A 12,277-nucleotide genomic window follows, 5' to 3' on the forward strand; every position below is an offset into this window, starting at 1 on the left:
CAAAAAGCGCCATCTTGCAGGCGCTTTTTTAGTTGTTTCAATCTATGCTTCTTTACCATGACAATTTTTATATTTTTTGCCGCTACCACAAGGACAAGGATCATTACGTCCAATATGTTGGTCTTTACGAACAGGTTGGCGTTTCGCTTCTGGTTTTCCTTCAGCAGGATTGATTGCTTCACCTTTAGCTACTTGTTCGCGCTCAAGGTTTTGGCGAATTTCTGCTTTCATGATATAACGAGCCACGTCTTCATCAATGGATGATACCATTGCTTCAAACATCTCGAAACCTTCTGATTGATACTCACGAAGCGGATCAATTTGACCATAAGCACGTAGATGAATACCATCACGTAAATGATCCATTGCATCAATATGATCAACCCATTTCGTATCAACAACACGAAGCAATACTACTTTTTCAAACTCATTAAATTCTTCAGGAGGCAACAATGTTTCTTTTTCATCATATGCCGCTTTTATCTTGTCCAAAATAAGGTTTTGAATATCTTCGCTTGTTCTGTTTTGTAAATCTTCTAGCGTAATTGTACCTTCTGGAAGTAAGTTAGCATCGACATAATCGATAATACCTTGTAAATTCCATGCTTCTTCTGGTTCATGGCTTGATGCATTACTAGAAACAATGAAATTCACTGTACGCTGAATCATTTGTTCAATGATTTCGCGAAGACTGTTTTCTGCATTAATTACTTCATAGCGTTGTTTATAAATAACTTCCCGTTGTTGGCGAAGTACATCATCATATTGTAAAACTTGTTTCCGTGAATCAAAGTTATTTCCTTCCACACGTCTTTGGGCTGATTCAACCGCACGACTCACCATTTTACTTTGGATTGCATCTTCAGCCATACCAAAACGTTCCATCATGCTCTTCATGTTATCAGAGCCAAAACGGCGCATCAGTTCATCTTCCATAGAAAGATAGAATTGTGTTACACCTGGATCCCCTTGACGACCAGAACGACCACGTAATTGGTTATCAATACGACGTGATTCATGGCGCTCTGTACCAATTACAGCTAGACCACCAGCATCAATAGTACCTTCACCAAGTTTAATATCCGTACCACGACCAGCCATATTGGTTGCGATTGTTACTGCACCACGTTCACCAGCGTTTTTAATAATATCCGCTTCACGTTCATGTTGTTTGGCATTTAAGACATCGTGCTTAATTCCTTTGCGTTTTAATTTGCTCGAAATAAGCTCTGATGTTTCAATCGCAACAGTACCAACAAGAACAGGTTGTCCTTTTGCATGACGGTCAGCAATATCTTCTACTACTGCATTAAATTTCGCTTCAATCGTTGTAAAAATTAAATCTGGACGATCATCACGAATAATTACTTTGTTTGTTGGAATTTCAATAACACGCATATTATAAATATCACGGAATTCTTCTTCTTCCGTTTTCGCAGTACCGGTCATACCAGCAAGTTTTTTGTACATACGGAAATAGTTTTGGAATGTAATAGTTGCCATTGTTTTAGATTCATTTTGAATAGTAACGCCTTCTTTTGCTTCAAGCGCTTGGTGTAAGCCCTCACTGAAACGACGCCCTTTCATAATACGACCTGTAAATTGGTCAACAATGAGAACTTCATCATCTTGAACTACGTAATCTACATCTAAACTCATCGTGTAGTTTGCTTTAAGCGCTTGAGCAATATGATGTAAAATCACCGTATTTTCTAAATCAAAAAGGTTTTCTACATCAAAGTAGTTTTCCCCTTTTGTCATACCATCTTCGGTTAATTGGACAGATTTAGTTTTAATATCAACTGTATAATCTTCCTCTTCTGTCAAAGTTCGTACGAATGTATTAGCACGAACGTATAAGATAGTGGATTTTTCAGCTTCACCAGAAATGATTAAAGGTGTTCTAGCTTCATCGACCAAAATAGAATCGACTTCATCAATAACGGCAAACGCTAATGGACGTTGTACCATTTCTTCTTTGTAAACCACCATGTTATCACGTAAGTAGTCAAATCCTAATTCATTATTTGTACTATACGTAATATCACATGCATAAGCTTCTCGTTTTTCTGTGCTAGATAAAGCATTTAAGTTAAGCCCTACAGAAAGACCTAGGAAATTATATAAAACACCCATTTCTTCTGCGTCACGGTGAGCCAAATATTCATTGACCGTAACTACATGTACACCTTCACCAGAAAGCGCATTTAAATAAACTGGTAATGTCGCTGTTAATGTTTTACCTTCACCAGTTTTCATTTCTGCAATATTACCTTCGTGAAGAACGATACCACCCATTAATTGAACTTTAAATGGATACAGTCCTAGGGCACGCTTAGCACCTTCTCTGGCAACAGCAAAAGCTTCTACCAATAAGTCGTCTAGCGTTTCACCTTTTTGAACTCGTTCTTTAAACTCTACTGTTTTCTCGCGTAGAGCTTCATCTGAAAGAGCTGCAGTTTCGTCTGCTAAAGCAATAATTTCATCTGCTTTTCTCTCCAAATATTTAACATCTTTTTTTCCTGATTCAAAAATCTTCTTCAATAGTCCAGCCATTTAAATTCTCCTCTACTGTTTTCGCTGTCGTCGCGCAGTTTCATCTATGATAACTTTCAGGAATTATCTTCTCTTAAAATATACACACTAATTCTATCACTTATTAGATAAAATATACAACTGGTTATCTCTTTTTAACAAATAAAAATGCAAAAACGTCATAGATTCTTCATTCCTAATAAAAATGGGGGCCAAAATTTTGGCCCCCATGCTCATTATCTTTGTACTATTAATTAGTTTCAATTAATCCATATTTACCGTCTTTACGTGAATACACAATGTTAGTTCCATTTGTTTCAGCATCAGTATATACGTAGAAACTATGTCCTAGCAAGTTCATTTGTAAAACAGCTTCTTCACTGTCCATAGGTTTTAAAGAAAATTGTTTTGTTCTTACAATTTCAAGATCAAAATCTCCTTCATTTTCTTCTGGTGGTGTGCTGCCGTTAACATCCGAATATGCAAAATAATCTCTTTCTGCACCTTTATCACGGAATTTACGATTTACTTTTGTTTTATGTTTACGGATTTGACGCTCTAATTTATCCACAATCAAGTCGATGCTAGCATATAAATCTCCACTAGTTTCTTCTGCACGTAGCACAAGATTTGGGAGAGGAATGGTCACTTCAACCTTCGCATTTTTATCGGAATATACTTTTAAATTAACATGAACGTTAGCGTCTGGAGTTTCTGTAAAATATCGTTCTAGTTTATCGATTTTCTTTTCTACGTAATCTCGAATCGGTTCCGTTACTTCAATATTTTCACCACGAATGTTGTACTTAAGCATAGCAATTCCTCCTTTGAAATAAAACAAAATAACGATAAAGAAGAGTATTCTTCTTACCCTTAGTCTACGTGAAAACGATAGCTTTTGCAAACATTTGCACAAAGAGTAAAGAAGCGTTTATCTACTTATCTTTATTTAGTATTTTATTCCCTAAAAAGCCTTTCGCAAACCTCTTTCAGCGATAAATCTCAACTATCTAAATATGGTTAAGGAGCTCACCTTTTTCACCCCTGATTCTTTTAACGCTTGCGCCGCTAAGTTAAGAGTACTACCTGTAGTGTATATATCATCAAATAAAATTATTTCCTTTTCACTGCTTCCAATCTCTTCATCTACATAAAATACTTGCTCTGTTTCTAATCGTTCTCGCTTTGTTTTCTTAGATTGTTTTTCAGAGTGTTTTTTTGCTAAAAGTTCCTCATAGTGAAGATTAGATTGGTTCAGTATTGCTGTTGTTTGATTAAATCCTCGCTCTAATTTGCGGACTTCACTTACCGGGATTGGGACAATAGTCGTTTTGTTCGCGGCGAAGTATTTTTTTAGTTCCTTTTGAAAAATAGCTCCGATGATATAATCACCTTGAAACTTAAATTTTTTCATATATTCTTTGGCAAAATCATTATATTGGTACAAAGATCGATTACTATCTAGAAAAAACTCTCTACCTTGGCAATCTTTACAAAATTCATCAGACGATTCCCTGCTACACATATTACAAAGCGGTCCAGTTAATTTTTCAAAGCCCGCTATACAATCGGAACAACACAAAACTTCCTCGCTAAGAAACCAACTAAGTTCCCAACTAGCTGATTGTTTAACAGGTTGTAAACAAAGTAAACAGTTAATCATCTAATAATCCTTCTTTAAAACCTAATTGATTCATTTTTTTAATATGCGTAATAGCCCGATTCATTTCTGTAGTCTTGCCATAATGAAAAAAACAAACATCGCCAGTTGGATGAGTTAATTTCCTTCCCGCACGCCCAGCTATTTGCACTAATGCAGCTTCTGTAAAAATCCTCCCCTCACTTCCAAAAACAGCTACTTGAACATCTTTAAAAGTGACCCCTCTTTCTAATATAGTTGTCGTAAGTAGTAGCTTGATTTTGCCTTCACGTAGCCACTCAACTTTTTCTTTGCGTAACTAATCTGCCGAATGAACGGTCACTGGGCGAGTAAAATCATAATTTACGAGCGCTTCAGCAAATTGATTCATTGCTTCAATTTCTGGAAAGAAGATTAATACTGGTTGATTTTTAAGTTCTGCTTTTTTTATCCAATTAATTAACTTAAGGGTTATTTTTCCTTGAGCTAAATTTTTCTTCCATGGACCAATCCAGCAAGTTCTAGGAACAGGTAGCTGCTTTCTATGGTAGCGGGCAGGGATTTTTACAAAGTTCCGTTTACCGGTCGCGCATTCTTGTTGCCACTTTTTCTCTGGAGTTGCTGTGATTATAATTGTTGAACCTACTTTAGTTCTAGCCTTTCTAACTGCGTATTCTAAAAAAGGATCTTTTGCATATGGAAAAGCATCTACTTCATCTATAAAAATAACTTGAAATGTATCATAAAAACGGATTAATTGATGTGTTGTAGCAACCACAAATTGTTCGCCTTGGTATTTGTCTTTGGAATCTCCGTACAAGCAAACTATATCTATCTCTTTGAAAACAGCTTGCAAACGCGGATATAATTCTAAACATACATCAACCCTCGGAGAAGCTATACAAATTCTAAAACCTTGCTTTAATGCTAAATCCATTCCTTCAAACATCATTTCTGTTTTACCAGACCCAGCGACTGCCCATAAAAGCATATCAACTTTCTGCTTAATACTTGAAACAACTGCACTTGCGGCCTTTTTTTGTCCTGGTGATAAAGTTCCTTCCCAGCCCAAACAAGATTCTATTCTTTCCGGCAGAATGTCTGCTTTTTGATAGTATAACTTCTGGCAGCTGTTCACCCGCCCCATAACTATACAGTTTCTGCAGTACAAACAATCCTCCCTATCACAAGAAGCACATGTCATTTTGCCGAATAAAAATGGATTTGTATTTCCACAACGAAAACAACGATTAGCTGAAATAGCAAGAATTTCCTGTAGTCCCTCAACTGTTTCGACTTCCTTCTTTAGATATAACCTTCCAGGAAAAATATCCATCACTTTTCACCTCTCCTAAGTTATACACTTTTTTATATTTCTTTGCAGAAGTTAATTTCTTATTTTCCAGCCTCAATTTGACCATAAAATACTATTTTCGCTAAAGGCAAAATAACCATTTTCAATAGGTGAAATTGGCGAAAATACAACTTTAGCCTAAATAAAAAAATCTCTAGCTAAAAAGCTAGAGATTCTATTATTTTATTGACCAGGTTAATCCCAGTGCGCCTTCACCTAAATGTGTGCCGATAACTGGGCCAAAATAGCTCAACTCGAACTCCACTTCTGGAAACTTGGATTCTAAATGTTTGCGCCATGTTTCTCCTTTTTCCGGATCATTTCCATGGATAACGTAGGCTTTTTCTGCATTTTTATTTTTGATAGCTACTTCAAGAATATCTTCAATCCGTTTTAATGCCTTTTTTTGAGTTCTAACTTTTTCAAAAAGAACAATTTGCTTATCATTAAAATGAAGGATTGGTTTAATTTGAAGCAAACTACCGACAAGCGCTTGTGCCCCGTTTAAGCGACCACCGCGTTGCAGGTTATTTAAATCATCTACCATAAAATATGCATCTTGCGCCTTTTTAATCTTATCTAATTCGGAAATAATTCGTTCTAAAGGTTCATTTGCTAAAGCCATTTCAGCCGCTTTAACAGCAAACATCCCTTGCGCCATACATGAAAGCTCTGAATCATAAGCAACTACATTCAAGCCATCAATTAGTTCACCTGCAGAAGCTGCGTTTTGGAAAGTCCCGCTGATGCCGCTGGATAGATGAATACTAATTACTGTATCAAAACCTTGTTCTTTTAGTTTCTCAAACAATTGAATAAATTCACCAGGGGCAGGTTGCGAAGAAGTTGGAAAATTTTCTGCTTCTTTTACTTTTTTGTAAAAATCAGCCGTAGAAAGTTCTTCTCCTTCACGATAAGATTTTCCATCAATTATTACGGAAAGTGGTACGACATTAATTCGTAGCTGCTCTTTCACTTCATCTGGCAAATAAGTGGTGCTGTCAGTAACCACTGCTATTTTTTCGTTCATATAGTCCCCCTGAAATTTCTTTAGCGAATATAAACCCAGCCGTGCTTAATTGCCGTTACCACCGCTTGAGTTCTATCATTCACTTTCATTTTTTGTAAAATACTGCTGACATGATTTTTCACTGTTTTTTCACTAATGAAAAGCGTTTCCCCAATTCCGCGGTTACTTTTTCCATCGGTAAGAAGCTGTAATACTTCACACTCTCTATGCGTTAAAATATGCAAAGGCATTTTCACTTCGGGTTGCTGGTAACCATAAACCCCTTGCGAAGTATTCGTGCTTGCTAAATGTCGATATTCGCGAATTAATTTAATCGCTACACGCGGATGAATATACGCGCCTCCATTATCTACTATTTTAACAGCTTCTACAAGTTCATGTGCATCCATTTCTTTTAATAAATAACCTACTGCTCCTGCTCTAAGTGCCTCTGTTACGTACTCATCTGTATCGTGAATAGTCAATACGATAACTTTGATACTAGGGAATTGACGTACTAACATTTCTGTTGCGTCTAACCCATTAACAGTTGGCATATTAATATCCATTAAAACGATGTCTGGTTTATATTCGCGAACTTTTGCTACGATATTCTTACCATTTTCAGCTTCCGCTACGACTTCAAAAGAATCTTCCAACTCTAAAATTCGCTTGATACCTTCGCGAAACAACTGATGATCATCTACAATCATGATTTTGAGTGCCATAATGACTACTCCTCCTTCACTTATCTAATTTCACCAAGCCACTTTGCAATCGAAAACATCATCCTTTTTAAGTAGCAAAACGCTTAACCTTATAATCCCTGCCATAAAATTGGCAAATAAACTTTTCTCTTTTAAGTACTATTTACTCAAACTAACCTATTTTCATTACAAACTGTAGCTCAATTATACAGCAAAGTTTTAGAAAATTACTTCTATATGCCTATAAAATGCAATCGAAAACCAGTCTAAAGTAATAGTAGTTTTTATTATAACACGAATTTGCCACCACTTCACCCGCTGCACTTAGAAAAATATCTATACAATCGCTTTGCTTTCGGATAAAATAAAAGCAGACTGAATGTATCAACTTATGGAGGTTCCTTATGTTGGATCATTATTTAACCATTCGTAGCGATGGAAAACATGAAATAATAATTGAAAAATCTCGCTTTATTTGCCATATTAAGCGAATAAAAACAGAATCCGAAGCACAGACATTCATACAAACAATCAAAAAAGAGCACCGTGATGCTACTCATAATTGCTCTGCCTATATTATAGGAGAAAATGACCAATTTCAAAAAGCACATGACGATGGTGAACCAAGTGGAACAGCAGGGGTTCCTATGTTAGAAGTTTTAAAAAAGAAAGCTTTAAAAAATGTTGTTGTGGTTGTTACTCGCTATTTCGGAGGAACTAAGCTCGGCGCAGGGGGCCTTGTCCGTGCATATGGTGGTGCTGTCAGTGAAGCAATCCAAACTATCGGTATAATCGAATGCAAATTAGCTACTATTATTGAGTGCTCTTTTGCCTATCCACTTTTAGGCAAAATAGAGAATGCACTTGAGCAAAAAAATTATCAAATCGTTCATAAAGAATTCACAGAAAAAGTCGTACTTCAAGTATTTGTTGATAATGAGGATCTTTCAACTTTTTCCACTTGGATAACAGAGGTTTCAAATGGCCAAGTTACTTACAAAGAAGGCCCACAAAAATATAGAGAAAAGGATGTTACTTAGAATGTCCACAAACATATTTTTACATTTACCCACCACTATTTCTACGGAACGAACTATTTTGAGAAAAACTTCTTTTGCAGATGCAACTACCTTATTTGATATTTGGTCTGACAATGACGTTGCTCAGTTTATGAATATCGAAAAATTTTCTACCATCCTTCAAGCGGAGGAAATGATTCAAGCCATCGAAAACGAACCAAATGCTTGTAGGTATACTATTTTTACAATGGATAATTCTTTAAAAGCAATCGGCTCTCTGGGAATAAACGATATTAACAAAAACAACCAAACAATCGAGATCGGTTATGAATTAGCCAAAAGTCATTGGCGTCAAGGGCTTATGTTCGAGATTTTAACAACCTTTTTAAATACAACTAAAGCTCACCTCCCATACAAAACAATTACAGCCAAAGTCCTCCCTGAAAATATAGCTTCTATAAAACTACTTACTAAGCTTGGTTTTGAACTTATTTCAACGGGGCAAGAACTAGATTTACACTCTGGGAAAATTTGTGAAATCAGTAATTACCAATTAATACTTAATTAGGCAAATATTACATTTTTGAAAGATATCATCTTTTTTGTATTTTTTTTCAATGAAATTCTGTATAATAACATCAAAGTTGAAAAATTAAAGAAACCGTAAATAACACGTAACATTCTTTAGTTCAACAAATGATACAATAAAACTTAGAAAAGTGACTATAAGGAGAATTAATATATGAGTAAAGGCACTGATGATAGCCGAAGAAGCAGCAAGAAATACAAGCGTAGAAGAAAAATTTTATTCTGGATTCTAATTCCTGTGATGTGTTTAGTACTTGCAGGTGTCGGATATGGCACTTACCTTTTTAGCAAGACGAAACTCGCAGCAGACAACTCTTTCGATAACGTGAGGAACGGGAAAGCTTCCACACTTCGCACAAATGATGTTGAACCTATAAAAGATAGTTTTTCTATTTTAATTATTGGCGTTGATACAAGTACTACAAGAGCATCTAACGGAAACCCTCGTAGTGACTCGCTTATCCTAGCTACATTTAATGTAAAGGATGCACGCGTAGAAATGACAAGTATTCCCCGCGACTCTTATGTACACATTGAAGATTCTGCAAAAGAGATTAATAAATACACGAAAATCAATGCAGCTCATGCATATGGTGGTCCAGAACTTACCATGAAAACAGTAGAAGAAGAATTCAAAATCCCAATCGACTACTATGTTCGATTTGACTTTGATGCTTTCCTCAAAATTATTGATGCATTAGATGGTATTGATGTAGACGTTCCAGTAAACTTTACTGAACAAGATTCAAAAGATAACCAAAACGCAATTACGCTTAAAAAAGGGCCGCAACATCTTAATGCTGAACAAGCCCTAGCCCTTGCACGTACAAGACATATTGATAGTGATATTGAACGTGGTAAACGACAACAACTTATTATTAAATCTATTGTTAGTGAAGCGACTTCTGTTTCTTCCGTTAGCAAATACTCTGATATTATTGAAGTAGTTGGCGACAACATGAAAACCAACCTAACTTTCAACCAAATGCTTTCAATCGCAAAATTTGGAATGTCTAATAAAATTGATATTAAATCACTCAACCTTAAAGGTGATAGCAATCCAATGAACGGCATTTATTATTACAAACTGAATGAATCCTCCGTTCAAAGTATCTCAAATGAATTTGCTAGTGAGTTAGGAATTAAACAACCATTCCCTGGCGCAGCAGCTTATTCAGATGAAAGTTCCACTGCATCAAACTAACAAAAAACCAACAACTAATAATTAGTTGTTGGTTTTTTTATTTGCGTTTTCGATGTATTTTTTGAAGTAAATTTAAGATTGGTCGATAATCTTCACCAATTAAACCGATAAATTCAACAATAATTTCAATACAAAAAATTAGTAATAAGAGTAATAGTAATGCTCCCCAAGTTGTAGAAAAAGAAAATACAAAACCAGTTATAGAGAATAGTAGTGCCATGCAGTAAATTAACAACACTGTTTGTTTTTCTGTAAAACCAAGAGCCATTAATCTATGATGGATGTGCGAGCGATCCGCAGACGATATAGGCATGCGCTCTTTCAACCTCCGTACGATAGCAAAAAATGTATCTGATAAAGGAACACCTAAAATAATAAGTGGCACTAACAAAGAAATAAAAGTTACGTTCTTAAAGCCCATAAGCGATAAAACAGCTATCATATAGCCTAAAAATAAAGCTCCGGTGTCTCCCATAAAAATACTTGCAGGCGGAAAGTTGTAAATTAAAAATGCAGCAACTGATGCGGCAAGAATAAGTGCGACTGGAGCAACAAATGCATCTTTAAGAAGTAGAGCCATACCTGCAATTGTCATTAAAGCAATAATAGAAATCCCACCAGCAAGCCCATCTAACCCATCTATCAAATTAAGTGCATTGACTATGGCCACAATCCAAACAATAGATAATGGTATCGCAAAATATCCAAAGTCCAATTCCCCGTAGAAAGGAATATTAATAAAATTAATTGTTATTTCGCCCCAAACAGTGACACAAAGAGCAGCTAAAATCTGCCCTACCATTTTCCATTTAGGAGATAAATCAAATATATCATCAATAAACCCTGTTGCAATAATGATTAGAGCACCAAAATAAATTGGAACAAACCCTGATTTATCGATTGGTACTAACAACATCCCCACTGAAAAACTTATAAAAATAGCTAATCCACCTAGTGTGGCTGTTGTTTTTGTATGTTTATGTCTTTCACGCGGCGTGTCAACCGCATTGATTCTGAATGCAAACTTTCTAATTATTGGCACCATGATAATACCAACAGCAAAGCTAATCAATATACTCCATATTAGCAATATTTTTTCAGCTCCATCCTTTATTTAGCAAAATTTCTTCTGTTGATTTAGTGTATTTTTTTAATACTTTTAAATCTAGCGTTACACCAATGCCTTCGTTCGTTGGCACTTTGAGTCTACCTTGATTTAATTCAAAAGCAGGCGTTACAATATCCTCTGCAAAGAAACGATTCGAGGCAGATATATCCCCTGGAAAAACAAACTCGTTTCTCGCTGCTAGTGCAATGTTATGAGCTCTGCCGACACCAGCTTCAAGCATTCCCCCACACCAAACTAGTATTTCATTTAACGCGCAGTACTCTGCTATTTTAAGGGCAGATGACATACCTCCAACACGTGCCAGCTTCAAATTAATAGCCCGACAACTACCAATGCTATGCGCTTGCTCTACGTCTTTTACGGATCTAATATTCTCATCTAAACAAATTCGTGTTTTTAATTGTTTTTGCAACCAAGCATGATCCACAAAATCTTTAGTTCCAAACGGTTGCTCAATCATTTCTAAATCATATTGATCTAGTTCTTTTAATAACAAGAAATCTTCTCTATTATACGCTGAATTCGCGTCTGCCATCAAGCTTAGTTTTGGAAAACTTTTACGAACAGCTTCAACAAATTGAATATCTTTGTTTGGTGCGATTTTTAGTTTCACTCGTTCATAGCCCTGATCGACGTATTGATTAACTAATTGAAGTAAAGTTTCCACATTCTGTTGTAAACCAATACTGACTCCAACTTTGATAGATTCTTTAGTAGCCCCAATCATTTTAGCTAACGATCTTTTTTCCATTTTAGCAAAAGCATCCCAAACAGCGAGTTCAACAGCCGCCTTTGCCATCTCATTACCTTGAATCCAACTGAATAACTCCTGTATTTCTTCCGGCTTACGAATCTTTCTTTGAGCGAGGAGAGGTAGTAGCTGCTCCTTAATGATTAGAATAGCAGAACTAAGTGTCTCTTCAGTGTAATCTGGTAACGGAAATGCTTCTAATTCACCATATCCGTGGATTCCTTCTTCATTTATTAATTCAATAATATAAAAATCTTTGCTTTTCAATTCGCCATAACTAGTTTTAAACGGCGCCAAAAGCGGTAGTTCAGCATGAATTAACCTTGCCTTCTGAAAATACAT

At 35.9% G+C, this 12,277-nt stretch carries 10 protein-coding genes and 1 pseudogene; 3 read left to right on the forward strand and 8 right to left on the reverse strand.

The genetic code is table 11. The features are described 5' to 3' along the window. Positions 1-42: 42 nt before the first annotated feature. The 6 genes and pseudogenes from secA to degU form a co-directional block, all read right to left on the reverse strand. Positions 43-2,556: a preprotein translocase subunit SecA gene (gene secA, locus PQQ29_RS12700; protein ID WP_003772328.1), complete on the reverse strand. Its 2,514-nt coding sequence runs from the start codon at positions 2,554-2,556 to the stop codon at positions 43-45. A 229-nt stretch (positions 2,557-2,785) separates the two neighbouring features. After that, positions 2,786-3,349: a ribosome hibernation-promoting factor, HPF/YfiA family gene (gene hpf, locus PQQ29_RS12705; protein ID WP_003722643.1), complete on the reverse strand. Its 564-nt coding sequence runs from the start codon at positions 3,347-3,349 to the stop codon at positions 2,786-2,788. A 192-nt stretch (positions 3,350-3,541) separates the two neighbouring features. After that, the gene (locus tag PQQ29_RS12710; RefSeq protein ID WP_010991318.1) at positions 3,542-4,198 is read right to left on the reverse strand and encodes a ComF family protein; all 657 of its coding nucleotides are present in this window, start codon (positions 4,196-4,198) and stop codon (positions 3,542-3,544) included. Further along, a pseudogene (locus tag PQQ29_RS12715) lies at positions 4,191-5,510 on the reverse strand (ATP-dependent helicase ComFA). The gene PQQ29_RS12710 and the pseudogene PQQ29_RS12715 overlap by 8 nt, the downstream one beginning before the upstream one ends. A gap of 196 nt (positions 5,511-5,706) precedes the next feature. After that, the gene (locus PQQ29_RS12720; protein ID WP_003763963.1) at positions 5,707-6,558 is read right to left on the reverse strand and encodes a DegV family protein; all 852 of its coding nucleotides are present in this window, start codon (positions 6,556-6,558) and stop codon (positions 5,707-5,709) included. 20 nt (positions 6,559-6,578) lie between these two features. Beyond that, the gene (gene degU, locus PQQ29_RS12725) at positions 6,579-7,265 is read right to left on the reverse strand and encodes a two-component system response regulator DegU (RefSeq protein WP_003722647.1); all 687 of its coding nucleotides are present in this window, start codon (positions 7,263-7,265) and stop codon (positions 6,579-6,581) included. Between the two features lie 383 nt (positions 7,266-7,648). Here degU and PQQ29_RS12730 point away from each other — a divergent pair, with 383 nt between their 5' ends. From PQQ29_RS12730 to PQQ29_RS12740, 3 genes are all read left to right on the forward strand, one after another. After that, entirely contained in the window at positions 7,649-8,284 is a 636-nt protein-coding gene (locus PQQ29_RS12730; RefSeq protein ID WP_010991320.1) for a YigZ family protein, read from the forward strand. 1 nt (position 8,285) lies between these two features. Next, positions 8,286-8,831: a GNAT family N-acetyltransferase gene (locus PQQ29_RS12735; protein WP_010991321.1), complete on the forward strand. Its 546-nt coding sequence runs from the start codon at positions 8,286-8,288 to the stop codon at positions 8,829-8,831. Between the two features lie 174 nt (positions 8,832-9,005). Continuing rightward, positions 9,006-10,055 (forward strand): LCP family protein, encoded by a 1,050-nt coding sequence (locus tag PQQ29_RS12740; protein ID WP_010991322.1) that lies wholly within the window; start codon positions 9,006-9,008, stop codon positions 10,053-10,055. A 37-nt stretch (positions 10,056-10,092) separates the two neighbouring features. Here the strand turns inward: PQQ29_RS12740 and PQQ29_RS12745 are convergent, their stop codons facing one another. Both PQQ29_RS12745 and menC read right to left on the reverse strand, forming a co-directional pair. Beyond that, a complete protein-coding gene (locus PQQ29_RS12745; protein WP_010991323.1) occupies positions 10,093-11,145 on the reverse strand; it encodes a glycosyltransferase family 4 protein in 1,053 nt (350 codons plus the stop codon). 7 nt (positions 11,146-11,152) lie between these two features. Further along, positions 11,153-12,277 carry an o-succinylbenzoate synthase gene (gene menC, locus PQQ29_RS12750; RefSeq protein WP_010991324.1) on the reverse strand — a complete coding sequence of 375 codons (1,125 nt, stop codon included), beginning with the start codon at positions 12,275-12,277 and terminating at the stop codon, positions 11,153-11,155.

The sequence above is a fragment of the Listeria innocua genome, assembly GCF_028596125.1.
Classification (GTDB): domain Bacteria; phylum Bacillota; class Bacilli; order Lactobacillales; family Listeriaceae; genus Listeria; species Listeria innocua.

Coding starts and splice junctions, on each gene's coding strand:
- secA (WP_003772328.1), bottom strand. CDS start 2,556: ATGGCTGGACTATTGAAGAAGATTTTTGAATCAGGAAAAAAAGATGTT.
- hpf (WP_003722643.1), bottom strand. CDS start 3,349: ATGCTTAAGTACAACATTCGTGGTGAAAATATTGAAGTAACGGAACCG.
- PQQ29_RS12710 (WP_010991318.1), bottom strand. CDS start 4,198: ATGATTAACTGTTTACTTTGTTTACAACCTGTTAAACAATCAGCTAGT.
- PQQ29_RS12720 (WP_003763963.1), bottom strand. CDS start 6,558: ATGAACGAAAAAATAGCAGTGGTTACTGACAGCACCACTTATTTGCCA.
- degU (WP_003722647.1), bottom strand. CDS start 7,265: ATGGCACTCAAAATCATGATTGTAGATGATCATCAGTTGTTTCGCGAA.
- PQQ29_RS12730 (WP_010991320.1), top strand. CDS start 7,649: ATGTTGGATCATTATTTAACCATTCGTAGCGATGGAAAACATGAAATA.
- PQQ29_RS12735 (WP_010991321.1), top strand. CDS start 8,286: ATGTCCACAAACATATTTTTACATTTACCCACCACTATTTCTACGGAA.
- PQQ29_RS12740 (WP_010991322.1), top strand. CDS start 9,006: ATGAGTAAAGGCACTGATGATAGCCGAAGAAGCAGCAAGAAATACAAG.
- menC (WP_010991324.1), bottom strand. CDS start 12,277: ATGTATTTTCAGAAGGCAAGGTTAATTCATGCTGAACTACCGCTTTTG.